Raw genomic sequence first — 25,224 nt, 5'->3', positions numbered from 1 at the left:
TATTATGCCAAATGTAAACACTCGAAAAAAAGTCGTTGTCGGCATGTCTGGCGGCGTAGATTCTTCCGTTTCTGCTTATTTATTACAACAACAAGGCTATGATGTTGTTGGTCTATTTATGAAAAATTGGGAAGAAGATGACACAGAAGAATATTGCTCTGCAGCTATCGACCTCGCTGATGCACAAGCAGTCTGTGACAAATTAAATATCAAACTCCATACCATCAACTTTGCTGCAGAATATTGGGACAATGTCTTTGAACATTTTTTATCTGAATACAAAGCAGGCCGAACGCCGAATCCAGATATTTTATGTAACAAAGAGATCAAATTTAAAGCATTTCTCGAATATGCAGCAGAAGATTTAAATGCCGATTATATTGCAACAGGTCATTATGTCCGTAAACGCGAAAATGGTGACAAGGTTGAATTACTCCGTGGAATCGACAACAACAAAGATCAGAGTTATTTTTTATATACGCTTAGTGAAGACCAAATTCGTCAAAGTTTATTTCCTGTTGGCGAACTTGAAAAACCACAAGTAAGAAAGATAGCAGAGCAACTTGGCTTAGCAACCGCAGCCAAAAAAGACTCAACAGGTATCTGTTTTATTGGAGAACGAAAATTCAGTGACTTCTTAGCGCGTTATTTACCTGCACAATCAGGCGTTATTCGAACCGTAAATGGTGAAGTTATTGGTCAACACCAAGGATTAATGTACCACACATTAGGTCAACGCAAAGGGCTTGGCATTGGTGGTCTAAAACAAGCCGACGACACTCCATGGTACGTAGTTGATAAAGATATTAAAAATAACGAATTAATTGTTGCTCAAGGGCATGACCATCCAGCACTATTTTCAAATGGTTTAATTGCCCAACAACTGCACTGGGTTGATCGTAAAATTGTTACCCAACCATTTCATTGCACAGTTAAAACGCGCTATCGTCAACAAGATATCTCTTGTTGTGTTACACCACTAGGTGAAGATAAAATTGAAGTCATGTTTGACAAACCTGTTGCATCTGTCACACCAGGACAATCAGCAGTGTTTTATCAAAATGAAGTTTGCCTTGGCGGTGGAATTATCGAGGAACGAATTATAAGCAGTAAGGAGCATTAAAGTGAACAATAAATACCATCATATTGCAATAGCTCTTGCCGGCGCGACACAAAGCGCAACACTTATCCCCCAGCTTGCTAATACTGGGGTTTGTAATACGACAATTTATCAAGTATCGATAAAAAGCATATTCAACACATCACCAAAAACCACTGATGATGTTTATGATGGTATAAACAATATCAAAACAGGGTTAGAAACACTGATTACCCTACTCTCCTCTAACCAAAAACAACATGTTGAACTGATTCGTTACCTTTTTGGTACCTTAAGTATTACCAGCAAATTATTAAAAAATAATGAAGCGTTAGATAAAATAGATCAACGTTTACAACGAATATCAGGCTTGTATCCTGAAATGAATAATGAAACAATCGACAATCATATTGACGATCTCTCTTATTCATTAGCTGGAATCTATTCTGATATCATCAGCCCGTTAGCAACAAAAATCAAAGTGGTAGGTAAAGCTGAATATCTACAAAATTCATTAGTTCAAGCCAAAGTCAGATCTTCACTATTGAGTTGTGTTCGCTCTGCCATTTTATGGTATCAAGTTGGAGGAAGTCGCTTCCAATTCCTATTAAGTCGCAAACGAATAGCTAATGCAGCGCAAGAGTTATTAAAAGAAATTAATCAACAAAGTTATTAAATTAAAAAATAGCAACGGAGTAAAACCGATGGAATTATCTGCTCTAACCGCCCTATCACCAATTGATGGTCGTTATGGTGACAAAACAACAGAATTACGCACAATTTTTAGTGAATATGGTTTATTAAAATATCGCGTTCAAGTTGAAGTACGTTGGCTACAAAAATTAGCTAGCCAAGCAGATATTCTGGAGGTTCCAGCTTTAAGTGAGCTTGCCACTAAACACCTTAACCAAATTGTAGAAAACTTTGATGAACAAGATGCATTACGCATTAAAACCATCGAAAAAACCACAAACCATGATGTTAAAGCGGTTGAATATTTCCTAAAAGAGAAAGTAAACAGTAACGAAGAGCTACAAGCTATTAACGAATTTATCCACTTTGCCTGTACCTCAGAAGATATTAACAATCTATCTTACGCATTAATGCTAAAAACAGCGCGAGATACAGTAATCGTTCCTTATTGGAATAAATTGATTGATATTATCACCGCTCAAGCTAAAGCTTATCGTGACCTTCCATTGCTATCAAGAACGCACGGACAACCCGCTACACCATCTACCATTGGTAAAGAGTTTGCTAATGTAGCCTACCGTTTAAAAAGACAACTTAAACAACTACAGTCAATTGAAATACTAGGTAAAATCAATGGTGCGACAGGTAATTATAATGCACACATGGTGGCTTACCCACAAATCAATTGGCACAAATTTAGTGAAGAATTTGTCACATCATTGGGATTACAATGGAATCCATACACCACGCAAATTGAACCACATGATTATATTGCCGAATATTTTGATTGTGTAGCGCGTTTCAATACCATCATGATCGACTTTGATCGTGATGTTTGGGGTTATATTGCACTAAATCATTTCAAACAAAAAACCATCGCTGGTGAGATCGGCTCTTCCACCATGCCACACAAAGTGAACCCAATTGATTTTGAAAACTCTGAAGGTAACTTAGGTATAGCTAACGCTATTATGAGTCACTTGGGTAGCAAACTACCTATTTCTCGTTGGCAACGAGATTTAACTGACTCAACAGTATTACGTAACCTTGGTGTAGGTATTGGTTATGCGATCATCGCTTATCAATCGACCCTAAAAGGCTTAAACAAGCTTGAAGTCAATCAAGAATATCTACTTGAAGAGCTTAACCGTAATTGGGAAGTGCTAGCCGAACCAATTCAAACCGTAATGCGCCGTTATGGTATCGAAAAACCATACGAAAAATTAAAAGAACTCACTCGCGGTAAACGTGTTGATGCACAAGGAATGCAACAATTCATTGACTCGTTAGCTTTACCTGAACATGAAAAAGCACGATTAAAACAATTAACTCCGGCAAATTATATTGGTTATGCAATTAGTTTTGTCGATGAACTTTAAGCGTCACATTTAAACCGTAAAAAAATAAAAATGTCTTCATGCCTAAAGCACTCAAGACTTTAGGCAAATCGACTCAAGAGTTAAAGAAAAGATAAACAAAGATTTGAAAGGAATGGAAACACCATTGAAAATTCGCATCGCCACACGTAAAAGCCCCTTAGCACTTTGGCAGGCTAACTATGTAAAAGAACAACTGACAGCTATCCATAGCGATCTGACTGTGGAACTGCTTCCTATGGTAACCAAAGGAGATGTGCTTTTAGATAGTCCACTGTCAAAAATTGGTGGAAAAGGATTATTTGTAAAGCAACTAGAGCAAGCCATATTAAACAACGAAGCTGATATTGCTGTTCACTCAATAAAAGATATTCCCGCCCAATTCCCGGAGGGACTAACCCTATCAACCATCTGCCAACGCGATGACGTACGTGATGCACTCATATCAAACCAATATCAAAGCTTGGACGATTTACCGCAAGGCGCCATTGTAGGCACCTCAAGTCTAAGACGCCAATGTCAATTGCGAGCAAAATATCCACATCTCATCATAAAAGATTTACGTGGAAATGTAGGCTCTCGTCTAGCAAAATTAGACGATCAACAATACGATGCAATCATCCTCGCTGCTGTCGGTTTAAAGCGATTAGGATTACAAGAACGAATCAAACAATATATAACAACAGATTTAATCTTACCGGCGGTTGGGCAAGGTGCGGTTGGCATTGAAACCCGATCAAATGATGACACGATTCTTAAATTACTTGCACCTCTAGACGATAAAAACAGCCGAATTTGTATCCAAGCAGAAAGAGCAATGAATCAAGCCTTACAAGGTGGTTGCCAAGTGCCAATCGCCTGCTATAGTCAATTAACGAATGATTTATTAACTTTAACCGGGTTAGTTGGTAGTATTGATGGGAGCAAAATCATTAAAGCGACGCTAACCAAATCAGCAACCGAGCCTGAAACCTTAGGTCAACAACTGGCATCAGAATTGTTAGCCAAAGGAGCTGATAAAATTTTAGCGGAAATAATTGATTGATGATTTATATTACTCGCCCTTCCCCCGAAGGGGATAAGCTAACCCAGCAATTAAATCAAGCAAATATTCCGGCAACCCATCTCCCATTATTCAAAATCTTAGCAGGTCACGGACTAAATAGCCTTCAACAACAGCTCAACCAACTTGCGCCATCAGATATCGTAATTGTGGTATCGCCACAAGTCAGCTATATGATAAAAGAACATCAACCTAATCTAAGCTTTCCTAAACATCTACGCTATTTTGCCATTGGCAAAAAGTCAGCTCTATTGTTTAGTCAACAAGCTGACGTTCACGTTGATTATCCAAATGAAGAACATAGTGAGGGATTATTACCACTATTGACTGACTTGCAAGGCCGTTCCGTTTTAATTTTGTGTGGAAACAATGGACGGCAATTTCTCTCTCAAGAGTTGCAACAAAAAGCAAACGTGACCTCAATACAATGTTATTTTCGTCAACCAATTCAATATCCAGCCAACATACTAACTGATGATATTGCTCAACAAATCCTACTCGTAACAAGTGTCGATCACCTACTCCAACTCGACACATATTGCCAAAATAAACATAAATATGAAGCACAATTGGTGGTAACTAGCCCACGGATATTCGAAAAAGCCAAGCAACTAAATTGGCATAACGTTTTACAAATTGTTAGCGCAAATAATGAATTTTTATTTAAAACAATGATAACTCTATGTCATAATGCGGAAAATATTTCTCAAAAATCTAAATGAGGTAATTTATGCCATCTAGATATTATGGTGCCAATGCAACACTATCAAACATCAGCACCACTTCATTTAGCCAAATAAAAAAGACAGAAGCGAATAATATGATGAATATAAATAAAAAAGAGCCAAAACCTTCTAGTCCTCAACCTGAGCCATCAGTCAATACGCTAAAAGCGCCAGTATCAAAACTCTCAATACTCGCCATCGGATTAACAGTTTGCTTAGGTGGATTGATCTATTTTCAAGGTTATAGACAGCTCCAAAACCAAACACATGAAATCTCAACGCTACAAACTGAAATTGCCAATTTAAAACAAAATACCAAAGCAAGTATAATTAAAGATCTTCAAAGTAATATTGATGATGCCATCAATAAACAAAACCAACAGTTTTCATTATTAACACAACGCGTTGACCGTCAATTAAGCGACAACCAAAAAGCTCAACAGCAACTTACTGAACAAGTTAATGATACTAATAAATTAAACGAGCAAAATCTAAATAGCCTTAACGAACGTTTAGCAGCCGTATCGACTCTGGATAACAACGTTTGGCTCATCTCGCAAGCAAACTACCTAGTGCATTTAGCCGGTAGAAAAATCTGGAGCGATCAAGACTACACCAGCGCCCGTTTATTACTCAAAAGTGCAGATGAAAGCTTAGCGAAAACAAATGATCCAAGCTTACTCCCTGCTCGACAAGCCATCACCAAAGATATTAACTCACTATCTCAAGTCACTTTTGTTGACGCTGATGGCATAATCCTAAAATTACTTGGTTTAACTGAATCAATAACAGAATTACCATTAGTTGGAAACTATAAAGATATCGATCTGGGCATGAATCAATATGACGATACTCTTGCTAACAACGCCAATACTTCAGCAGATAATGTCACCCATTCAACAGATGATTGGTCAGATAATTTACTTGCTAATGCTTCAACATTTATGGATAAATTCATCAAAATTGAAAAATTAGATGTAAAAGATAACCATTTTTCTGAGTGCCTAGACAAAGCTGGAAGTGACGAAAAGCAAATTGTTAAATGCCAGATCCTAAAAACACCACTTAGTGCAGAACAATCACTTTACCTGCGCGAAAATATCCGTTTCCGTCTATTAATTGCTGCTCAAGCAGTACCAAGACATCAAGAACTCATTTATCAACAAGCGCTCAATGATACAGCAATTTGGGTCAATGCATATTTTGATGGTAATGCCCCAGGCGTAAAAGCATTCATAGATGAGCTTGAAAACTTACAAAACCAACCAATCAGTAACCAAAATATACCTGATAAACTCGACAGCATTACTGAACTTGAAAAATTAATGCAAACCCGCGTTAAATCGATATTAGGTAAATAGGAGAATAATAATGTTCAAAATACTCATTATATTCCTAGTATTAGTTGGTGGATTTTTCCTTGGGCCATTGTTTGAAGGCCACCAAGGTTCTGCGGTATTCGAAGTTGCCAAATATCGTATCAGCATGTCATTTAACTCATTTATGATATTGCAAATCATTGGCTTGCTCTGCCTATACCTAATCTATAAATTATTCTCTAAAATCTTCAATACCAAATTAGGTAATTGGTTTAGATTACGATCGCCAAAAAAATCAATTAAACGTATTGAACAAGCGCAATTTTATTTATTAGAAGGTGATTACCGACAAGCAGCAAAACTATTTATGAAAAGTGCCAAAGGAGCAAAAAGTTCGACACTATCTTATTTACTTGCTGCTCAAGCACAAATTGATGATGATCAACTTATTGCCGCTAATCAATCTTTAGAGCAAGCAGCTAAAAGTTGCCAACCAAATGAATTATTTGCTTTTCAGCTTGTACAAATTCGGTTACAAATCAAAAATCACGAATATAGCTCAGCCAAAATCACAATCGAAAAACTGCTAAACGAAAAACCGCGTAACATTGAGCTCTTAAAATTAGCAGACCAGCTATATTACGAATCACAAGATTATCAAGCGGTGATAGAACTGTTACCAATCTTATACAAAACCAAAGCTTACCCTGATTCGCAACTCGATCAGTTCAAACAAGCAGCTTATATTGGTCGTATAAAACAGTTATCTACGGATATTGATCCTTTAGCTTTAATAAAATGGTGGAAAAAACAACCAAAATCTATCATTAACAATCTTGCCAATCAAAAAGCAATGGCAAACTACCTAACTCAATTAGGTCAAACGGCCGAAGCTGAAAGACTAAAAAGAAACATCATGCGATTAGAGCAAAAAGAACAATGTTGACATAAAAAAACAGGGCAATCGCCCTGCTTTTTATTTATCGCTAGAGAATAAAATACCGAATCAAAGCCATACAACTCATACCCGTAATCACCACCCACATCAGATTTCGTGTCAATATCGCCACGACAATAGTTGGCACAGCGGCTAAACAATATTCCAAATTAAAAGTAGGAAACTCACCTTGCTTAACAATAAACAAATTTTGCACAAATAACGCAGTTAAAATACAGATAGGAACATAAGATAAAAAACGAATCACGATTTCAGGTAATTGCAATTTTCTAACTAATAAAAATGGTATAACTCGCGGTAACCAAGTCACCACGCCACTACCCAAAATAATCAAAAAACTATATAAACTCATGCCTTACGCTCCACAATAATACCTATAAAGCAGCCAGCAAAAGTACTAAATAATATTGCCATTTCTGACGATACAAATCGCAATAAAAAAACCAGCACCACAGTTACAGTTAACATTGCAATAATCAGATTTCTAATGGTTTTGGTTTTATCTCCAGTTAACTGCAAATATAATAAACCAATAAACATCGCAACTAATGCATAATCTAAACCAAACTGAGCAGGATTTGGCAACCACTCGCCAATCAATGCACCGACTAAACAGGACAAAATCCACGCCAAATAAGCAGTAACATTCAGCCCATGCATCCAAGGTGGATTGATCGGCGTTTTATTGGCAATAGCATTCATCGCAACCGCGAAACTCTCATCGGTTAATAAGCTACCAATCCCAATATTATTTAAAAGCGAAAAACGCCGAAAAGCAGGCGCAGTAGCCATACTCATCAAAAAATGGCGTGAATTAACCAAAAAAACAGTAAATATCACAGCCGAAATCGGGGTCGCGACAATCATTAAACCCGTAATAATAAATTGTGATGCACCTGCATAAATAATAATAGCCATCAATGTAACTTCTAACACTGACAAATTAGAGGCTTTACCCACTACACCGGCAGCAATACCAATTCCAATATAACCCAATAAAGTGGGAATACAGGCGCGCACACCATCTTTAAATGTTAATGACATCTTTCTTTCCTTCCAACTGCCATCTTAGATAAATATGAAGAGTAGATTGCAGATAATTAAATCGACCTAAAATAATAAGCCACATTCTATAATCAAATTTTGGTATAATAGCGCTTAACAACACGATATTAAAATCATTAATTGTATTACGGTAAAATTATTTATGTATACAGGCACTTTATTTATCATTTCAGCACCAAGTGGTGCAGGCAAATCAAGCCTGATCCGCGCCTATTTAGCGCAAACTAATCACCATCCGGCTAAAGTATCAATCTCTCATACAACCAGAAACCCAAGACCGGGCGAAAAACAAGGTGAACACTACTATTTTGTAGACAATCAAAAATTTGAATCACTTATAAAACAAAATGCCTTTGTTGAATATGCTCACGTCTTTGACCACTACTATGGCACATCCAAAGCTGAAATCGAACAATCATTGCAGCAAGGAATAAATGTCTTTCTTGATATCGATTGGCAAGGTGCACAGCAAGTAAGACAGCAAATGCCTGAATCAAAAAGCATCTTCATTTTACCGCCATCACTAAAAGAGCTTGAAAATCGACTGATTAAACGCGGTCAAGACGACGCGAATATCATCAGCAAAAGAATGCACAAAGCCCAATCTGAAATATCGCATTATAACGAATATGACTACATCATAATAAATGATGATTTTGATGAATCATTAACAGCACTTAATGCCATTATGACAACAGCGAGTCTTGAGCAAGCAAAACAAACCATCACACACCAACATCTTATTGATGACCTGCTTGCACCAAAATACTAATCGATTTGAAAAAAATATCGCCGAAAAATCGGCGATATAACGTATTAATTACCTAACGCTTCAGACGCTTGGCTATTTTGAATTAACTCCAGCTTATAACCATCTGGATCTTCAACAAAAGCAATAATCGTCTTACCACCTTTAACCGGCCCCGCCTCACGAGTCACACGACCACCCGCTTGACGAACGTCTTCGCACATCTTAGCCACATCATCAACCCCGATAGCAATATGACCAAACGCCGTACCATGATCATATTTATCCGTTCCCCAATTATAGGTCAATTCAATCACCGAACTGTCAGACTCATCACTATAACCAACAAAAGCAAGAGAGTATTGATATTCAGGATTCTCACTTGTTCTAAGCAACTTCATTCCCATTATACGAGTATAAAAATCAATTGAACGTTTTAGATCACCGACGCGGATCATAGTATGTAAAATACGCATTGCAGTACTGTTCCTTATTACAATTAAACATCTAACTTGAGTTTATCTATTTGCACCAAACCAAGCAAATTTTTATGCTGACAAAATAATCAATTAAGAGAATTTAAAAATAGGTAAAATGGGAAAAAAGGAAAAAATGGAAGAAAGAGAAGAAAAAAAATGCCTTCACGAATCATACAATAAGTGAAGGCGAACAAATCAGTAAGATTTGAAAAGGAACCTTTAATATCTTGAATTATATTTTGGTGCTGCACTAATACGTTTACCGTTAGAGATCAGTTTCACTTTTTGACCAGGATAAAACTGCTTAGCATCACCTTTTTGAACAATAACAATCGTTGAACCTTTATCTTGTTTGATTTCTAATTCAACCGCTGCAGCTTGGCTTGCTTTGTTTTCAATAGCATCACCTAAAATTGCACCACCTACAGCACCGGTAGCTGCAGCTAAAATTCGCCCAGTACCATTACCAATTGTATTACCTAATACTCCTCCGATGACTGCGCCGCCTAAAGGACCCGCAACATTGCCACCATTTTTGCCATCAGAGTTAGCTTGAATCTTAACCGCTCTTACAGCAACAACTGTACCATAACTTACTTGTTGAACTTGTTTCGCTTGATCGGTTGTATAAACATCGCCAGAATAAATATCACTATTACTGCACCCAGATAAAATTGCTGCTAGTATAGTTAATGTGACGATTTTTTTCATAATTTATTCCTCATATATTGAGTATAAAATTTTATACCTCTAATAGCATAATATTCTTTTGCAAAAACGACAACATCATTTTCACAATTTTATCATTTGATAATACAATTTATAATCAACTTAGGTTATACTCAGCTCAATAGTTAATCTACCATACAATAAGTACATGAAACGGTTATTTTTTCCTTTAATATTATCAGTTATGATAACTGCCTGTCATGATGAAAATCAAAAAGCAACGACGAAAAATGAAACCGTCACTCATCAATCTAAGCTTGATTGTATGAATGACAAACCGAATTTAAATCTTGACGCCATCGCAGCTGATGGATGTCCAGTAAAATAATTTTATAGGCAAAATAACAGCATGAAAACTATCGAAATCGACGAAGAACTTTATAACTTTATCGCAGGCCAAACTAAATATATCGGTGAAGATGCCTCAAGTATTTTAAGACGATTATTAAAGTTTAACCAATTGTCAGCAATCGAAATTGCCCCATCAGAACTCATTGAAAACAATTATTCAGTTATTGAAAACCTGATTAAAAGTGAAAGATTTACTAAAGAAAGATCCACCATCAGTCGATTTTTAATGGTATTAAACGCGCTATACAACTACAACTCTGCACTATTCTCCATTGCAGCGACCTCACTCCATGGTAGAAAGCGTCAATACCTAGCAAAAGACCCAACAGCACTCGAAACCTCAGGTAAAAACACCAAACCACGAGAAATCATTGGAACCCCATATTGGGTCATTAGCAACACCAATACTGCTCGTAAAATACTCATTATAGAATCGATTATGAGCGACATGGGAATATCAGAAAGCATGATAAACCAAGTGACTCATGCATTCTCACCATCAAGTAAATAAAAATTCACTCAATGAACACAAAAGTGAATAAAACGAATTGTGAAAGAGGAGTAAAAAATGGATAAGCCAAGTCGTGCGGGATTGTTAGCGCAACCGACAGACCTAATAAATGTCGAAACATTAAAAAACAATTACTACCAAATCAAACCAGATACAGACAATATCAGCCAACTGGTCATCTTTGGTACATCGGGTCACCGTGGTAGCTCAAACAAAGGCACCTTTAACGAAGCTCATATTCTAGCCATTGCACAAGCGGTGGCGGAATACCGCAAAGCTAACAACATCACTGGTCCTTGCTTTATTGGCCAAGATTCCCACGCCTTATCCGAACTTGCGCTAAAATCCGTATTAGAAGTCTTTATTGCTAACGAACAAACCGTAGTCATCGCTCAAAACTGGGGTTACACACCAACGCCGGTAATATCGCACGCCATCTTAACTTACAATAAACAATCACAATTAGCTGACGGCATCGTTATCACGCCATCACACAACCCACCTGAAGATGGCGGAATCAAATACAACCCAACTAACGGCGGGCCTGCTGATACTGACATCACCAAACAGATCGAAAATCGCGCTAACGAACTACTCAAAGCCAACCTAAATGGTGTCAAACGCGTCACGATCGAAAAAGCGATAAAATCTGACTACCTGCATACTAAAGAATATGAAACCGATTATGTTAATGACCTACAAAACATCGTCGATCTATCGCTTATCAAATCATCATCACTCAAAATTGGGGTTGACCCGCTGGGTGGCGCCTGTATTACCTATTGGCCACGCATTGCTGAAAAATATGGCCTAAACCTTGAAATCGTTAACAACAAAATCGACCCAACATTTAGCTTTATGCATCTTGACCATGATGAAATTATCCGCATGGATTGCTCAAGCCGTTGGGCAATGGCAGGATTACTAAATCTAAAAGACAAATTCGATCTGGCCTTTGGCAACGACACCGATGCTGACCGCCACGGTATCGTCACCCCAAAAGGACTAATGAACCCAAATGCCTACTTATCAACCTGTGTAAACTACCTATTCCAAAACCGCCCACAATGGCACAAAGATATCGCAATCGGTAAAACACTCGTAACTAGCTCAATGATCGACCGCGTAGCTAACAGCTTAAACAAAAAATACCTTGAATATCCGGTTGGTTTTAAATGGTATGCTGATGGACTCTATCACGGCAAACTCGGATTTGCTGGTGAAGAAAGCGCAGGCGGATCATTTTTAAGAACCAACGGCAAAGTCTGGACAACTGATAAAGATGGCATCATCTTATGTCTGCTTGCTGCAGAAATGACGGCCAAAATTGGCAAAAACCCACAAGAACAATATCAAGAGCTTGAAGACAAATTTGGTGTCTCATACTATGGACGCATTCAAGCTTCGGCTACATTTGCTGAAAAACAAAAACTGGCCAAACTTGATGCAAGCCAATTAACCACAGACAAGCTAGCCGGTGAAGAAATAACCCAATGCCTCACCACCGCGCCAGCAAATAATGCGCCAATTGGTGGATTGAAAGTGATCACCGAAAACGGCTGGTTTGCAGCTCGCCCATCGGGAACGGAAGACGCATATAAAATCTATGCCGAAAGCTTTATCAGCAACGAACACCTTGCCACCTTACAGCAAGAAGCTCAACAAATAGTGGCAAAAGCAATAAAATAAAAAGCTGATAAGTTAACAGATAAACGGGGTAATAAGGCTAAATATAATTATTTATTAGCCCCAAAAACCCCGCTCCTCAATTTTTTTGATGGAAAAACATCTAGTAAAAAACGCCATAGTTTAAAGCGGAATTATTTATTTGAGATAACATTGCAAAGCAGAATTTAAAACCCCAAAAACCCCGTTCCTCAACTTTTTTTGATGCAAAAAAACAGCTACTAAAAAGCGCTACAGTTTAAAGCAGAATTATTTATTTAAGACAACATTGCAAAGTAGAATTTAGAACCCAAAAACCCCACTCCTCAACTTTTTTTGCGATAAAATACCTAAAAAATAAACCCACCTAAGCGGGTAATTCAAACGTCGCTTAGCCACAAAATCGCTTTTTATGGCTAAACGACGTTGACTCCTTGAGTCAGCTTGCTTTTAATCACCTAATACTATTTTTTATCACCCCCGCCCTAAGGATTAAGGACGAAGAAATAAAAACTAAGGATGGGAGCAAAGTCCGTAGGAGCCGTCGGAGGTGTAGATCCTATACACGTAACCGTCGTCAGTGCTCAGGACATACTGGCTACTACCATAAGAAGGGTCACTAGTCCAGTACCACTGGGTGACGAAGCCAACGCCTGAATAATCAGGCATATTACCCCACTCAGTGAAAAAACCTGAACCTATATGACGCATGTAATAATTACCAGACGAGGAAGGGGTGGCGCCTAAATTATATTCTTTTGTATTTGTTAAATCCTTTACGCGAGGCATTCGATAACCAAGACTATTACACCAAGATAATGTATTAGAATAATCTTTATACACAGAACCACGGTTCACGAACCACTGCTTCAAAGTAAAACCATATTTGACGACTGGAGCACCATTACTATCACGACCGACCAACTCGAAGGTCTGAGGCAAAGTAGGTCTGGAAATAAGACCAGGACTGGATGAATCCTTCTGGGATTGAGTAGCAGCAGGACCTGTTAAAGTAACACGTACCCCTGTATTAAATGGTAAATTTGTCATGGTAGCAGTAATACCACCATGAGATACCGGAGACCAAAACAATGGCTGACTGACACCACTAATGAGTAAATCAAAGTACAACCCATTAGCGCCAGTTGTAGGAAAGTTTCTACCGTAAAGTGACGGGTCAGTTGACTGAGGGATAAAACCATTACGAAGGTCCCACATTGAAGCTGGGCCAGCAAAATAACCTGTACCGTAATTAAAACTAGGTCGAGCAAAACAAACCACAGGCCCAACCTTAGGATTGACGTAATAAGTCACGCTACTTTCACGGAAAGTACTACGATTAGGAAAACCATAACGTGTAGATAATGTACCGTCAGTACTAGATAACGTAACCTCATAAGGTGCAGAATCAGTACATGTCGTTAACACTGTATCACGTGATACAGGCCGATTGTATTTATCGACGATAGATAAACTTAAAGAACCTGTAGCAGTAACGCCAGAATCTCCATCATCATCACCCCAATAATTATTAGGAGGACCGATAAGAGTACTCAAAGCGACTGAAGTAGTATCAGTAGGAACGAACATACGAATATCAGCAAAACTCTGACCCTCAACGGGCAAGGAGATTGGGGTTGTAGATGATAAATTGGTAGAAGGCGTGTACCTAGTTCCGTCAGATAAAGTAATCCCAAGCAGACCGTTAGTATCAACCGCACGTGTACGACCACCGTCGAAAGTCAGATAAGGCGGAGTACCCTGTATCGCATTCCTAGTTGTCTGTGATGTCAATGCGTGACCCGAAAAAGGAAGAAAAAAAGCCACGAAAAAAACAATCTGCCGGGATAATTGGGAAAAGGATCGAAAACCTGATCTGAAACAGGATCCGGAAAACGATCGGAAAAAGAATCGAGAAGAGGATCGCGGAAGCGATCGCGCGAAAATTCGCAGAATTTCACTTGATTGCGTGGAAAAATAAGTTTCAGTGAAAAATTTAAACTGGGTGTTGGACTTAGACGAATTTAAAAGATAGGTTGGCCAGGTTGCCTGTTGCCTGTTGAAAATTATAATGCATTTTGGACTACCCTGTCAAGTAATTTTTTGATTAATTTACAATTTTATACTTTTCTATCAAATTTTAGCCTTGTAGCTAAAACCGTGTAAAAAGTATAGTGATTGGAAAAACACGATGCAACACTTTTTTTCGCTCATTTACGTTAGCTTTTGTAAATAGGATCTAAAAAGGATCTAAATTATAACCTATTAACTATTGTTTTAATAAAATATATTGCAATTACAAATCTTTAAAATTAGAGAGATTGATCCTTGAAAATTTTATTTTAGGGCTTTGAATTAGAAATTTAGTGATTTGGATCATTTAAAACCTCAAAAACCCCGCTCCTCAACTTTTTTTGCGATAAAATCGCCTCAAAAATAAACCCACCGAGGCGGGTAATTCAAACGTCGCTTAGCCCCAAAATCGCTTTTTATGGCTAAACGACGTTGACTCCTTGAGTCAGCTTACTTTTAATCACCTAATACTATTTTTTATCACCCCCGCCCCCGCCCTAAGGATTAAGGACGAAGAAATAAAAACTAAGGATAGGCGCAAAGGCCGGAGCTGTAGTAGTCGTAGTCCCAAAGCACGTGACCGTTGTCTGCGTGCACGAAAAACTGGTAACTACCATGCGGGTCACTAGTCCAGTAAAAAGTGTCGTAGAAGCCAACGCCTGAATAATCATACATACGACCCCACTCAGAGAAAAAACCAGAACCTATATGACGAATGTAATAATTATTAGGCGAGGAAGGGGGGGCGCCGACTGAACCCTGACACCAAGTGCCTGAATTTTGACCACGACAAGATGCGTTGGTTAAATCCTTTACCTTAACAAGACGATAACCAATACGACTACACCAAGATAAGGCTTGAGGATAAGTTTTCTTCACAGAACCAGTGTTCACGAACCACTGCTTCAAAGTAAAACCATATTTGACGACTGGAGCACCATTACTATCACGACCGACCAACTCGAAGGTCTGAGGCAAAGTAGGTTTAGAAATAGGAATAGGATTGTCTAAACTATGCTGGGATGGAGTAGCGTAAGGACCAGTTAAAGTGACACCAACGCTTGTAGCAGTAGGATTAGACATTGTGACTGTGATACCACCCAGAGAAACTGGAGACCAAGACAATGGCTGACTTACACCACTAATGAGTAAATCAAAGTACAGCCCATTAGCACCAGTTGTAGGAAAGTTTCTACCGTAAGAGGATGGGCCAGTTGACTGAGGAATAAAACCATTAGCAGGGTCCCACATTGAAGCAGGGCCTTGGAAATCCACACCCCAACCATTCTCATTAGGCTTACCATTCCTTAAATTAGGTCTGGCGAAACAAACCACCGGCACAGCCTTAGGATTGACGTAATAAGTCTCACTACGGGCACTGAAAGTACTACGATTAGGAAATCCGTAACGAGTCGATAATGTACCGTCAGTACTGGATAACTTAACCTTATAAGGTGCCTTACAAATCTCTGGCACGGTACTACGTGATACCGTTTGACCACTTTTATCGACGATAGATAAACTTAAAGAACCTGTAGCAGTAACGTCAGCATCACCATCATCATCACCCCAATAATTATTAGGAGGACCAATAAGAGAACTCAAAGCGACTGAAGTAGTATCAGTAGGAACGAACATACGAATATCAGCAAAACTCTGACCCTCAACCGGCAAGGAGATTGGGGTTGTAGATGATGAATTGTTAGAAGGCGTGTAATTAGCTCCGTTAGATAGTGTAATCCCAAGCAGACCGTTAGCATCAACCGCACGTGTACGACCACCGTCGAAAGTCAGATAAGGCGGAGTACCCTGTATCTGATTTGCTGTTGTCTGTGATGTCAATGCGTGACCCGAAAAAGGAAGGAAAAAGACCACGAAAAAAACAATCTGCCGGGATAATTTGGGAAAGGATCGAAAACTGGATCCGAAAAAGGATCGCGGAAGCGATCGCGCGAAAATTCGCAGAATTTCACTTGATTGCGTGGAAAAATAAGTGTCAGTGAAAAATTTAAGTTGGGTGTTGGACTTAGGCGAATTTAAAACATAGGTTGGCCAGGTTGCCTGTTGCCTGTTGCCTGTTGAAAATTATAATGCATTTTAGACTACCCTGTCAAGTAATTTTTTGATTTATTTACAATTTTATACTTTTCTGTCAAATTTTAGCCTCGTAGCTAAAACCGTGTAAAAAGTATAGTGATTGGAAAAACACGATGCAACACTTTTTTTCACTCAATTACGTTAACTTTTGTAAATAGGATCTAAAAAGGATCTAGATTATAATTGATTGGCTATTGTTTTAATTGGATATATTATCATTACAAATCTTTGAAAATATGATTAAAGATCATCGGAAATTTTATTTTAGGGCTTAGAATTAGAAATTTAGTAAGTTTGATCATTTAAAACTTTTTAAGTGAAATTTAAAACCTCAAAAACCCCGCTCCTCAACTTTTTAAGAAACGGGATATTATCTGCACTGAATAAACTGACTGATGTTAATTGATTCGAAAATTATATTTTATTAACTGCCTACACGGCATAAACCTGCGCACCTCGGAGTTCTGTCAATAACTGTACTTTCTAAACTGCCTACACGGCATAAACCGGTTTCCGTTTTGCGTTGATGCGTTGTTTTTGATTTCTAAACTGCCTACACGGCATAAACCTGTTACAATTATGTTCTTTAGCAATTTTATCATTTCTAAACTGCCTACACGGCATAAACCACAAATTATCATTGTATTCAAAATACCCATTTTTTCTAAACTGCCTACACGGCATAAACTGCTTTTTTGTAGCGAGTGAATCCATAAGCAAATTTCTAAACTGCCTACACGGCATAAACTACCCCGTTGGCGACCGCGGGATATGAGCCATCTTTCTAAACTGCCTACACGGCATAAACTCTGCGATTTGGTTTGCTATTCGATACGTCACCTTTCTAAACTGCCTACACGGCATAAACTTAACATTTTGTTTTATTTCATCATCCAAATTTTTTCTAAACTGCCTACACGGCATAAACTTAGAACAAGACATACTATAATCGTTGTTTGTAAAAAGGCAAAGGGCATTTGGCGTTTTAAAAACCCTTTTTTTTATTATCTTTTTAAAATAATGATTTTTAATTATTTTATTTTTTGATTAAAAAAGGGTTATAAAAATAATATTTTTTGAGGCTTAGAAAACCCCGCTCCTCAACTTTTTTTAAAGCAAATTTTATTCATAAAAAAAGGATTACACTGAATCCTTTTTTTATTTATATTTATTGATTAACCCGCTCGATAATTAGGTGGCTCTTTAGTGATTAGAACGTCATGAACATGACTCTCTTTCATACCTGCGCCAGTAATGCGGTAGAACTTCGATTTTGTGCGTAACTCATCGATAGTTCCACAACCCGTTAGCCCCATACATGAGCGTAATCCACCCATTTGTTGGTGGATGATTTCTTTTAATAAACCTTTGTAAGCAATTCGGCCTTCAATACCTTCTGGCACTAGCTTATCGGCAGCATTATCTGATTGGAAGTAGCGATCCGATGATCCTTTTGCCATCGCACCGAGTGAACCCATACCGCGATAAGATTTATAAGCACGGCCTTGGAATAGTTCGATTTCGCCAGGTGCTTCTTCAGTTCCGGCAAACATTGAACCAACCATAACGCAAGATGCACCAGCGGCAATAGCTTTAGCAATATCACCTGAAAAACGAATTCCACCATCAGCAATAACTGGAATATTGTGTTGTTTAGCTACTTCAACAGCGTCCATAATGGCACTAATTTGCGGTACCCCTACCCCAGTGACGATACGCGTGGTACAAATTGAACCCGGTCCAATACCCACTTTTACCGCACTCACGCCTGCATCAATTAGCGCTTTTGCGCCTTCACCCGTAGCAACGTTGCCACCTATAATTTGTAAATTTGGATAGGCTTGTCTTGCTTGGCGAATGCGTTCAAGTACCCCTTCTGAATGGCCATGTGATGAGTCGATAAGTAAAACATCAACGCCGGCTTCAACCAAAGCAGCAATACGCTCTTCGTTACCCGCACCCGCACCCACTGCTGCGCCGACACGTAAGCGACCTTTTTCGTCTTTACATGCATTAGGTTTTTGTTCTGCTTTATTGTAATCTTTAACGGTTATCATGCCTTTTAAGTGGAATCTATCATCAACCACTAAAACCTTTTCAACACGATGTTCATGCATTTTTTGCAGTACACTTTCTCGAGATTCGCCCTCTTTAACGGTGACTAAGCGCTCTTTAGGTGTCATTACCGCAGTTACAGATAGTGATAAGTCAGTTGCAAATCGAACATCTCGAGCAGTGATAATACCGACTAACTCTTGTGATTCTGTCACAACCGGAAACCCTGCAAAACCATATTCTTTAGCAAGATCGATTACTTGTTGAATAGTTGCTGTTGGTAGTACTGTTACGGGATCTTGAACAATTCCGCTTTCATGTTTTTTAACACGCTTTACATGCTCAGCTTGAACTTCAATTGGCATATTTTTATGGATAAAACCAATGCCACCTTCTTGAGCAAGGGCAATAGCCAGTTCAGCTTCGGTTACCGTATCCATGGCAGCAGATAGCATTGGAATGTTTAATTTGATGGTTTGCGTTAGTTGAGTTGTAATATCAGCAGTATTAGGTAAAACAGTTGAATGGGCTGGAACTAATAAAACATCATCGAACGTGAGGGCTTCTTTAACTATACGAGACATGACAATATTCACCATTGAGTTGGATTGTTGATAAAATATTGCCGATGTATTCTACTCACATTCGATATAAAAGACTAGTAGAATTTGATATTTATTTTTAGGCGATAATCAATCGCCCACTTTTAATTGAGCTCGTCTTTTTGTGCCATCAAGATGTAGTTAACATCAACATTACGACCTAATCGGAACTGATTGCTGAGTAAGTGATATTCCATTCCAATAATATCTTTAACCGTTAAATGCGCTTGTTCAACCCAAGTCATTAATTCAGAAGGACGGATAAAGCGATTAAAATCATGAGTCCCTTTTGGCACTAAGCGTGCAATATATTCAGCGCCATAAATCAACATAAGTTTTGCTTTATGGTTACGGTTGATGGTCGATAAGTAGAGTTTTCCATTCGGTTTGAGCAGTTTTGCGCAGGCATTAATAATAGAAAATGGGTCAGGCACATGCTCTAACATCTCCATACAAGTTATCACATCATAGTGTGATGGATACTGTGTGGCGTGCTCTTCAACGGTTTGTTTTTGGTAGTTGATAGAAAGACCATTTTGCTCGGCATGTAATTTTGCTACTGCTAATGATTCATCAGCCAGATCGATAGCGGTTACATTTGCACCTAACTTGGCTAAACTTTCAGACAATATTCCCCCACCACAACCAACATCTAATACATTTTTTTGATTCAAATCGTTTGATTTAATGTAATCAACTCGCAATGGATTGATGATATGCAATGGTTTGCATTGGCCATTTGGATCCCACCATTGTGCAGCCAACTTAGCAAACTTATCTATTTCGTTTAAATCGATGTTTTGTGTCATGGGTATTCTTATCAAAAAGGGGAATTGATGTAATATATGCGATGAGTTGATGATTAGCAATATCAAACCGTTTTAAAAACCCCGCTCCTCAACTTTTTTTATTACTCATAATTTCTATACTCAACCACTCAAAAATTCCGTTTTACTTAGCGATATAGGCTAAATTTTTTCATTGGCTATAACTATAAATCGTAATGTTTTCTTGTCTATAGGCTTAATTCATGGCATGATTTAGCACTTTATTTATCTAATAAAAAAATAGTTCAGCCTAGGCTGATGCTAGAAATTAAATATTTAATCAAAAACTCAAGGGAAAATATATTCATGAGTACAGGTACTATGAAGAAAAGTCATTCACAGTGGAGCTCTCGCATGGGATTCATGCTTGCAGCTGCGGGTTCTGCTGTGGGTTTAGGTAACATTTGGAAATTTCCATACATGGCTGGAGAAATGGGTGGTTCAGCATTCGTGCTTACCTATTTGCTATTTATGTTTGTTATTGGTCTGCCTATTCTAGTTTTAGAGTGGTTAATTGGCCGTCGCGGGCAAAAAAATCCAATTCATACCATGGAAGATGTTGCTGTTTCAGAAGGTCGCTCAAAATTGTGGCGCTGGGTTGGGATTATCGGCGTACTTGGCTCATTTTTAATTCTCTCGTTTTATAGTGCAATTGGCGGTTGGGCTACCGATTATATCTTTTTAGCTATCAATGGTACATTTAATGGTGCGAATGGTGCCGTAACGGCGCAAATCTTCAAAGGTTTTCTTGGTAATACCTCTAGCTTGTTGATTTGGCATACGGTGTTTATGGCAGCCAATACCATTATTGTTGCGATGGGCGTTGGCGCTGGTTTAGAGCGTGCTTGTAAGGTAATGATGCCTGGCCTTGGTATTTTATTATTGGTTTTAGTTGCTTATGCAGCCATCGTTAGTGGATCATCATTTGGTCAAGCGTTTGACTTTTTATTCACACCAAACTGGTCAGCATTAAATGGTACTGCCATTTTAGCGGCTTTAGGTCATGCATTCTTCAGCTTATCATTAGGTATGGGGATTATGATGGCTTACGGTTCATATCTTGGTAAAGATGTGAACTTAATCTCTACTGCTCGCACCGTTGTTATCTTAGATGTTATCGTTGCGATGTTGTCAGGTATGGCGATCTTCCCATTAGTATTTGCTAATGGTTTAGAAGCAGGTTCTGGTCCTGGTCTGATCTTTGTAACGTTACCTATTGCTTTTGGTAATATGGCAGCAGGTTCAATTTTAGGTTGTTTATTCTTTATCTTCCTAACTTTTGCTGCGTTAACCTCATCAATATCATTACTTGAGCCTACGGTAGAGTTATTAGAAGAAAAAACGCACATGGGTCGTAAAACCGCAACAGTGGTTAGTAGTGTATTAATTTGGGCATTGGGTATCGCTTGTATTTTATCATTCAATGAATGGGCAGACCTGAAACTATTTGATAAAAATATTTTCGATCTGCTTGATTACCTCACAAGTAAGATTATGTTACCTGTGACAGGATTAGGTACTGTTATCTTTGGTGCTTGGATGATGAACCAAAAAGTCATTCGTAAAGAGCTTAACTTAAATAGCTTCTGGTTTGGCGTTTGGACGATTTTAACTCGCGTAATTATTCCGGTTGCCGTTGTTCTTATTTTAGTTTGTGGCTTTTTACCAGAAACTCGATAATTAAATTATCATCAATAGCCCTGATACATTATCAGGGCTTTTTTTAATCAATTAAAAAATCACCAATCAACGGTTTATCATAACCTCTCCTCTTGAAATTCTTTTTTTAATTCCCATATAGCAATACAACAATTAATCAAAACATTATGTCAAAGTTAATCAATTAAAATGTATCGATCACTTTTAATTGGTAAAAATAGTTGAGGTATTAGTCAATGAGTAAGCAAGGAACAGAAACGCGTGGATTTCAATCCGAAGTTAAACAAATTCTGCATTTAATGATTCACTCTTTGTATTCAAACAAAGAGATTTTTTTAAGAGAACTTATTTCAAATGCATCTGACGCAGCCGACAAGCTCCGTTTTAAAGCACTTGAAAATGCAGATTTATATGCGGGTGATGCTGAGCTTGGTGTTCGCATTTCAACAAATAAAGAAGCTGGCACATTAACCATTGCAGATAATGGTATTGGGATGACTCGTGATGAAGTCATTGAAAATTTAGGTACGATTGCCAAATCAGGTACCAAAGCCTTTTTAGAATCCATTGGTAGTGATCAAGCGAAAGACAGCCAATTAATTGGTCAATTTGGTGTTGGATTCTATTCTGCCTTTATTGTTGCCGATAAAGTGACAGTAAAAACCCGCGCTGCAACAGCTAAAGCCGATGAAGCAGTGATGTGGGAATCAGCTGGTGAAGGTGAATACACGATTTCTGATACAGAAAAAGAGAGTCGCGGTACTGAAATCATTTTACATTTAAAAGAAGATGAAAAAGAGTTTTTAGATGATTGGCGTCTACGTTCAATTATTAGCAAATATTCAGATCACATCTCATTACCGGTTGAAGTCCAAACTACTGAAGAAAATGAAGTTAAGTGGGAAAAAGTCAACAAAGCTCAAGCACTTTGGACACGAAGCAAATCAGAAGTGAGTGATGAAGAGTATAAAGAGTTTTATAAACATATTTCACATGATTTTGCCGATCCACTAAGCTGGAGCCACAACCGTGTTGAAGGTAAACAAGAGTACACTAGTTTGCTCTATATTCCATCTAAAGCACCTTGGGATATGTGGAATCGTGACAATAAACACGGTTTAAAACTCTATGTACAACGTGTGTTTATTATGGATGATGCTGAACAATTTATGCCTAATTATTTACGTTTTGTAAAAGGCTTAATTGATTCAAATGATTTGCCATTAAATGTATCACGCGAAATATTACAAGATAATAAAGTGACACAAAACCTTCGTAATGCATGTACTAAACGTGTTTTACAAATGCTAGATAAACTTGCCAAAGATGATAAAGAACAATATCAACAATTTTGGAGTGAATTTGGTTTAGTCTTAAAAGAAGGTACTGGTGAAGACTATGCTAACCGTGAAGCGATTATGAAATTATTACGCTTTACAACAACACAAAGTGATAGCGAGGCGCAAACTGTATCATTAGACGATTACATCAGCCGTATGCAAGAAGGCCAAGAGAAGATCTATTACATCACTGCTGATAGTTATGGCGCAGCGAAAAATAGTCCTCACCTTGAGCTATTCCGCAAAAAAGGCATTGAAGTCTTATTATTATCTGATCGTATTGACGAGTGGATGATGAGCAATTTAACTGAATTTGATGGTAAACAATTCCAATCAATCAGTAAATCTGACGAGTCAATCGAGAAGTTAGCTGATCAAAATAGTGATGAGCAAAAACAAGTCGAAAAAGAACTTGAGCCATTTATCGAACGTGTTAAAAAAGTATTAGGTGATAAAGTTAAAGAAGTTAAATTAACACATCGTTTAACTGATACGCCAGCAATAGTCACTACCGCTGCCGACGAGATGTCTACGCAAATGGCAAAACTCTTTGCAGCAGCAGGACAAAAAGCACCAGAGATAAAATATACCTTTGAAATCAATCCTGATCATCAATTGGTTAAACGTGTCGCTGACACACAAGACGAAACCGCATTTAGTGATTGGATTGAATTACTATTAGATCAAGCATTACTAGCTGAAAAAGGATCATTAAATGATCCAAGTAAATTTATTCAAACAATGAATAAACTACTTGCACAATAATTAATTTATTCACCCAAACCCGATATGGCTCGCCTATCGGGTTTATTTTTTGAGAAAAATCAATTTATTTTTCTCAAAATTATGAAGTCAGTCACACTTTTTTATATTCCTCCTTTCCATTTTCGTTTTGCGATAGATAATAAATTAATCTTAAAATTTAGACAGAGTCAGATGAAAGTTCATAAAATATTAAATAATAATGTTGTAGTGACTTTGGATTCCAAAGGGAATGAATTGATTGTTACGGGTCGAGGAGTGGGATTTAAAAAACGGGAAGGTGATGAGATCGACCCAAAACTTATCGAAAAACAGTTTTCTTTAAATAACCAAGAAATACTGCCCAAATTTGCTGAACTGCTTTCTGAAATTCCAATCGAAGTTCACACCACATCCGATATTATTATCAATCATGCCAAACAATTTTTAGGCAGTAAATTACAAGATAGTATCTATATTTCATTAACTGACCATATCTATTTTGCCATTGAACGGCATAAGCAAGGATTTGATATTCCGAATAATTTTATTTGGGAGATAAAAAAATTCTATCCTAAAGAGTACGAAATCGGATTATATGCTTTAGATGTCATTAAAAAACGTCTGGGTGTTGAGCTTCATGAAGATGAAGCGGGGTTTATTACGTTTCATATTGTCAATGCTGAGCTTAACGATACCATGCCCAATATTGTTAATATGACCAAAATCATGCGTGAAATTTTAAATATCGTAAAATATCATTTTCGGTTCGAATATGACGAAAACAGCCTTTCTTATCAACGATTTGTTACCCATTTAAAGTTTTTTGCACACCGCATTTTGAGTAAAGGTAAATCCGCACAGCAAGATACCTCGTTGTATGAGATTATCCGTGAAAAATATGAACAAGCCTATCTTTGCACTAAACAGATAGACCTTCATTTAATCCAACAATATCAACATCCGCTATCTGATGATGAAAGTTTATATCTCACTATTCATATTGAACGATTGAGGTCGGAATTAAAAAAATAATTATGTGATATACA

General features: G+C 37.8%; 22 protein-coding genes and 1 CRISPR repeat array. Of the genes, 14 read left to right on the top strand and 8 right to left on the bottom strand.

The window, feature by feature from the left end; genetic code table 11:
• The first annotated feature begins 4 nt into the window (after positions 1-4).
• The 7 genes from mnmA to A9G07_RS02810 all read left to right on the top strand — a co-directional run bounded on the left by mnmA (position 5) and on the right by A9G07_RS02810 (position 7,221).
• Positions 5-1,123 carry a tRNA 2-thiouridine(34) synthase MnmA gene (mnmA, locus tag A9G07_RS02840; RefSeq protein ID WP_065733944.1) on the top strand — a complete coding sequence of 373 codons (1,119 nt, stop codon included), beginning with the start codon at positions 5-7 and terminating at the stop codon, positions 1,121-1,123.
• Between the two features lies 1 nt (position 1,124).
• Entirely contained in the window at positions 1,125-1,775 is a 651-nt protein-coding gene (hflD, locus tag A9G07_RS02835) for a high frequency lysogenization protein HflD (protein WP_065733943.1), read from the top strand.
• A 28-nt stretch (positions 1,776-1,803) separates the two neighbouring features.
• A complete protein-coding gene (purB, locus tag A9G07_RS02830) occupies positions 1,804-3,171 on the top strand; it encodes an adenylosuccinate lyase (protein ID WP_065733942.1) in 1,368 nt (455 codons plus the stop codon).
• Positions 3,172-3,283: 112 nt separating this feature from the next.
• On the top strand, positions 3,284-4,213 hold the full coding sequence (gene hemC, locus A9G07_RS02825) for a hydroxymethylbilane synthase (RefSeq protein WP_065562659.1): 930 nt from the start codon (positions 3,284-3,286) through the stop codon (positions 4,211-4,213).
• Positions 4,213-4,953: a uroporphyrinogen-III synthase gene (locus A9G07_RS02820; protein WP_065733941.1), complete on the top strand. Its 741-nt coding sequence runs from the start codon at positions 4,213-4,215 to the stop codon at positions 4,951-4,953. Before hemC ends, A9G07_RS02820 begins: the two co-directional genes overlap by 1 nt.
• A gap of 8 nt (positions 4,954-4,961) precedes the next feature.
• A complete protein-coding gene (locus A9G07_RS02815) occupies positions 4,962-6,317 on the top strand; it encodes a uroporphyrinogen-III C-methyltransferase (protein ID WP_065733940.1) in 1,356 nt (451 codons plus the stop codon).
• 10 nt (positions 6,318-6,327) lie between these two features.
• Positions 6,328-7,221 carry a heme biosynthesis HemY N-terminal domain-containing protein gene (locus A9G07_RS02810; protein ID WP_065562662.1) on the top strand — a complete coding sequence of 298 codons (894 nt, stop codon included), beginning with the start codon at positions 6,328-6,330 and terminating at the stop codon, positions 7,219-7,221.
• A 40-nt stretch (positions 7,222-7,261) separates the two neighbouring features.
• On the opposite strand, the gene A9G07_RS02805 is transcribed toward A9G07_RS02810, so the two are convergent.
• Complete coding sequence (locus A9G07_RS02805; protein WP_065733939.1) at positions 7,262-7,585, bottom strand: AzlD domain-containing protein; 324 nt, start codon at positions 7,583-7,585, stop codon at positions 7,262-7,264.
• Positions 7,582-8,277, bottom strand: a complete 696-nt coding sequence (locus tag A9G07_RS02800) for an AzlC family ABC transporter permease (protein ID WP_065733938.1) — start codon at positions 8,275-8,277, stop codon at positions 7,582-7,584. Before A9G07_RS02800 ends, A9G07_RS02805 begins: the two co-directional genes overlap by 4 nt.
• A gap of 163 nt (positions 8,278-8,440) precedes the next feature.
• Here A9G07_RS02800 and gmk point away from each other — a divergent pair, with 163 nt between their 5' ends.
• Positions 8,441-9,070 carry a guanylate kinase gene (gmk, locus tag A9G07_RS02795; RefSeq protein ID WP_065733937.1) on the top strand — a complete coding sequence of 210 codons (630 nt, stop codon included), beginning with the start codon at positions 8,441-8,443 and terminating at the stop codon, positions 9,068-9,070.
• A gap of 44 nt (positions 9,071-9,114) precedes the next feature.
• On the opposite strand, the gene gloA is transcribed toward gmk, so the two are convergent.
• Positions 9,115-9,522: a lactoylglutathione lyase gene (gene gloA / locus A9G07_RS02790; RefSeq protein ID WP_065733936.1), complete on the bottom strand. Its 408-nt coding sequence runs from the start codon at positions 9,520-9,522 to the stop codon at positions 9,115-9,117.
• Positions 9,523-9,744: 222 nt separating this feature from the next.
• Positions 9,745-10,239, bottom strand: a complete 495-nt coding sequence (locus A9G07_RS02785) for a glycine zipper 2TM domain-containing protein (RefSeq protein WP_065733935.1) — start codon at positions 10,237-10,239, stop codon at positions 9,745-9,747.
• Between the two features lie 163 nt (positions 10,240-10,402).
• Here A9G07_RS02785 and A9G07_RS02780 point away from each other — a divergent pair, with 163 nt between their 5' ends.
• The 3 genes from A9G07_RS02780 to pgm are packed head-to-tail and all read left to right on the top strand — an operon-like array spanning position 10,403 to position 12,805.
• Complete coding sequence (locus A9G07_RS02780) at positions 10,403-10,582, top strand: hypothetical protein (RefSeq protein WP_065733934.1); 180 nt, start codon at positions 10,403-10,405, stop codon at positions 10,580-10,582.
• 21 nt (positions 10,583-10,603) lie between these two features.
• A complete protein-coding gene (locus A9G07_RS02775) occupies positions 10,604-11,116 on the top strand; it encodes a hypothetical protein (protein ID WP_065733933.1) in 513 nt (170 codons plus the stop codon).
• A 57-nt stretch (positions 11,117-11,173) separates the two neighbouring features.
• Positions 11,174-12,805, top strand: coding sequence for a phosphoglucomutase (alpha-D-glucose-1,6-bisphosphate-dependent) (pgm, locus tag A9G07_RS02770; protein ID WP_065733932.1), 1,632 nt, complete (start codon positions 11,174-11,176; stop codon positions 12,803-12,805).
• A gap of 489 nt (positions 12,806-13,294) precedes the next feature.
• On the opposite strand, the gene A9G07_RS02765 is transcribed toward pgm, so the two are convergent.
• The 4 genes from A9G07_RS02765 to ubiG all read right to left on the bottom strand — a co-directional run bounded on the left by A9G07_RS02765 (position 13,295) and on the right by ubiG (position 20,417).
• Positions 13,295-14,608 carry a hypothetical protein gene (locus A9G07_RS02765; protein ID WP_065733931.1) on the bottom strand — a complete coding sequence of 438 codons (1,314 nt, stop codon included), beginning with the start codon at positions 14,606-14,608 and terminating at the stop codon, positions 13,295-13,297.
• Positions 14,609-15,379: 771 nt separating this feature from the next.
• Positions 15,380-16,729 (bottom strand): hypothetical protein, encoded by a 1,350-nt coding sequence (locus A9G07_RS02760; protein ID WP_141677459.1) that lies wholly within the window; start codon positions 16,727-16,729, stop codon positions 15,380-15,382.
• A 642-nt stretch (positions 16,730-17,371) separates the two neighbouring features.
• A CRISPR array of direct repeats spans positions 17,372-17,880; the repeat unit is 28 nt; unit sequence TTTCTAAACTGCCTACACGGCATAAACT.
• 246 nt (positions 17,881-18,126) lie between these two features.
• Positions 18,127-19,590, bottom strand: a complete 1,464-nt coding sequence (guaB, locus tag A9G07_RS02755) for an IMP dehydrogenase (protein WP_065733929.1) — start codon at positions 19,588-19,590, stop codon at positions 18,127-18,129.
• Between the two features lie 122 nt (positions 19,591-19,712).
• On the bottom strand, positions 19,713-20,417 hold the full coding sequence (gene ubiG, locus A9G07_RS02750) for a bifunctional 2-polyprenyl-6-hydroxyphenol methylase/3-demethylubiquinol 3-O-methyltransferase UbiG (protein WP_065733928.1): 705 nt from the start codon (positions 20,415-20,417) through the stop codon (positions 19,713-19,715).
• A gap of 324 nt (positions 20,418-20,741) precedes the next feature.
• On the opposite strand from ubiG, the gene A9G07_RS02745 reads away from it, so the two are divergent.
• From A9G07_RS02745 to licT, 3 genes are all read left to right on the top strand, one after another.
• A complete protein-coding gene (locus A9G07_RS02745) occupies positions 20,742-22,115 on the top strand; it encodes a sodium-dependent transporter (RefSeq protein WP_218059985.1) in 1,374 nt (457 codons plus the stop codon).
• Positions 22,116-22,330: 215 nt separating this feature from the next.
• A complete protein-coding gene (gene htpG, locus A9G07_RS02740) occupies positions 22,331-24,199 on the top strand; it encodes a molecular chaperone HtpG (protein ID WP_065562674.1) in 1,869 nt (622 codons plus the stop codon).
• 171 nt (positions 24,200-24,370) lie between these two features.
• A complete protein-coding gene (licT, locus tag A9G07_RS02735; RefSeq protein WP_065733927.1) occupies positions 24,371-25,210 on the top strand; it encodes a BglG family transcription antiterminator LicT in 840 nt (279 codons plus the stop codon).
• Positions 25,211-25,224: the final 14 nt, after the last annotated feature.

It is taken from the genome of Gilliamella sp. wkB72 (genome assembly GCF_001693745.1).
GTDB classification, from domain to species: Bacteria; Pseudomonadota; Gammaproteobacteria; order Enterobacterales; family Orbaceae; genus Gilliamella; species Gilliamella apicola_E.
This window is presented reverse-complemented; position numbering and strand designations above follow the sequence as displayed.

Bases quoted from the DNA above. Each gene is read 5' to 3' on its own strand.
- mnmA (WP_065733944.1), top strand. From the start codon at position 5: ATGCCAAATGTAAACACTCGAAAAAAAGTCGTTGTCGGCATGTCTGGC.
- purB (WP_065733942.1), top strand. From the start codon at position 1,804: ATGGAATTATCTGCTCTAACCGCCCTATCACCAATTGATGGTCGTTAT.
- hemC (WP_065562659.1), top strand. From the start codon at position 3,284: ATGGAAACACCATTGAAAATTCGCATCGCCACACGTAAAAGCCCCTTA.
- A9G07_RS02820 (WP_065733941.1), top strand. From the start codon at position 4,213: ATGATTTATATTACTCGCCCTTCCCCCGAAGGGGATAAGCTAACCCAG.
- A9G07_RS02815 (WP_065733940.1), top strand. From the start codon at position 4,962: ATGCCATCTAGATATTATGGTGCCAATGCAACACTATCAAACATCAGC.
- A9G07_RS02810 (WP_065562662.1), top strand. From the start codon at position 6,328: ATGTTCAAAATACTCATTATATTCCTAGTATTAGTTGGTGGATTTTTC.
- A9G07_RS02805 (WP_065733939.1), bottom strand. From the start codon at position 7,585: ATGAGTTTATATAGTTTTTTGATTATTTTGGGTAGTGGCGTGGTGACT.
- A9G07_RS02800 (WP_065733938.1), bottom strand. From the start codon at position 8,277: ATGTCATTAACATTTAAAGATGGTGTGCGCGCCTGTATTCCCACTTTA.
- gmk (WP_065733937.1), top strand. From the start codon at position 8,441: ATGTATACAGGCACTTTATTTATCATTTCAGCACCAAGTGGTGCAGGC.
- gloA (WP_065733936.1), bottom strand. From the start codon at position 9,522: ATGCGTATTTTACATACTATGATCCGCGTCGGTGATCTAAAACGTTCA.
- A9G07_RS02780 (WP_065733934.1), top strand. From the start codon at position 10,403: ATGAAACGGTTATTTTTTCCTTTAATATTATCAGTTATGATAACTGCC.
- A9G07_RS02775 (WP_065733933.1), top strand. From the start codon at position 10,604: ATGAAAACTATCGAAATCGACGAAGAACTTTATAACTTTATCGCAGGC.
- pgm (WP_065733932.1), top strand. From the start codon at position 11,174: ATGGATAAGCCAAGTCGTGCGGGATTGTTAGCGCAACCGACAGACCTA.
- guaB (WP_065733929.1), bottom strand. From the start codon at position 19,590: ATGTCTCGTATAGTTAAAGAAGCCCTCACGTTCGATGATGTTTTATTA.
- ubiG (WP_065733928.1), bottom strand. From the start codon at position 20,417: ATGACACAAAACATCGATTTAAACGAAATAGATAAGTTTGCTAAGTTG.
- A9G07_RS02745 (WP_218059985.1), top strand. From the start codon at position 20,742: ATGAGTACAGGTACTATGAAGAAAAGTCATTCACAGTGGAGCTCTCGC.
- htpG (WP_065562674.1), top strand. From the start codon at position 22,331: ATGAGTAAGCAAGGAACAGAAACGCGTGGATTTCAATCCGAAGTTAAA.
- licT (WP_065733927.1), top strand. From the start codon at position 24,371: ATGAAAGTTCATAAAATATTAAATAATAATGTTGTAGTGACTTTGGAT.